The 1,044-nt window shown below is 30.7% G+C and carries 1 protein-coding gene and 1 pseudogene; both read left to right on the top strand.

What is annotated here, in order from left to right; translation table 11 throughout:
* The first annotated feature begins 71 nt into the window (after positions 1–71).
* Positions 72–461 (top strand): lipopolysaccharide assembly protein LapA domain-containing protein, encoded by a 390-nt coding sequence (locus HG1285_RS00165; protein ID WP_008289742.1) that lies wholly within the window; start codon positions 72–74, stop codon positions 459–461.
* Positions 462–624: 163 nt separating this feature from the next.
* A pseudogene (locus HG1285_RS00160) lies at positions 625–1,044 on the top strand (fructose-bisphosphate aldolase); the annotation flags it as partial.

Below are 1,044 nucleotides of genomic sequence, written 5' to 3' on the forward strand. Positions count from 1 at the left end.
TATTGGAGAAGTTAAAGTAATATCACAGGATTTAAAAGATATTTACAATAAAATAAAGAGGGCTTTAAAAGATGTTATCTAAAATAAAATTAATCATTTGGCTTTTAATTCTTTTAGCAGTAGCATACTTTGTATCAATGAATGTACAGCCGAGTGTAAGCGTTAAAATACTGCCAACATTAAATACTCCAGAGCTTCCACTTGCTTTAATAATTATAATAAGTATGATAATTGGAGCTTTAGTAATAATTTTAATGGCACTATCAGACTGGCTTGCTTTTCAGGTTGAAAAATTAAAAATAAAAAGGCAGTTAAATTTAACTAAAGATGAACTTGAAAAATGCCAGAAAGAAAATGAAAAGTTAAAAAAAGAAAATGAAGAATTAAAAAATCAACTTGAAATAGAAAAGAAAAAACAAAACATAACTGTAAAAGAGGAAGGTAAAAATGGGTCTGTATGATAGAGATTATATGAGAGAAAGAGGGAAAGCAAAAAGTTCTCCCCAAAATAGCTTTAATAGTAAGCTTATTATGGTAGCTGTGATTGCTTTTATTTTAGGCATTATAGTTTGCAAAATTATTTTATAATATTCTTATATAAGACAAATAAACGGAGGAAAACTTTTGGGTATAGGAAAGAAAGTAAGACTTGAAAGAATTATAAATAGAGATACTGGTAAAACTGTTATTGTTCCGATGGATCACGGAGTTAGCTCTGGTCCAATGGAAGGGATTATAAATATAAGAGAAACTGTTGAAAAGATTGCTGAAGGCGGTGCAAATGCAATAATCCTCCATAAAGGTATAGTAGAGCAGGGACATAGAGGAAAGGGAAAAGATGTTGGACTTATTGTTCATATGTCAGCATCTACAGATTTATCACTTAGAAAAAATGACAAGGTTTTAGTCTGCACAGTAGAAGAAGCTATAAAATTAGGTGCTGATGGTGTGTCTATACACGTGAATATTGGTGCTGAAGATGAAAAGCAGATGTTAAAAGATTTTGGAGCTGTTTCAAAAGCATGTTTGGAATGGGGTATGCCA

It is taken from the genome of Hydrogenivirga sp. 128-5-R1-1 (assembly GCF_000171895.1).

Excerpts from the sequence above, each read along its gene's own strand:
- HG1285_RS00165 (WP_008289742.1), top strand. The coding sequence starts at position 72 with ATGTTATCTAAAATAAAATTAATCATTTGGCTTTTAATTCTTTTAGCA.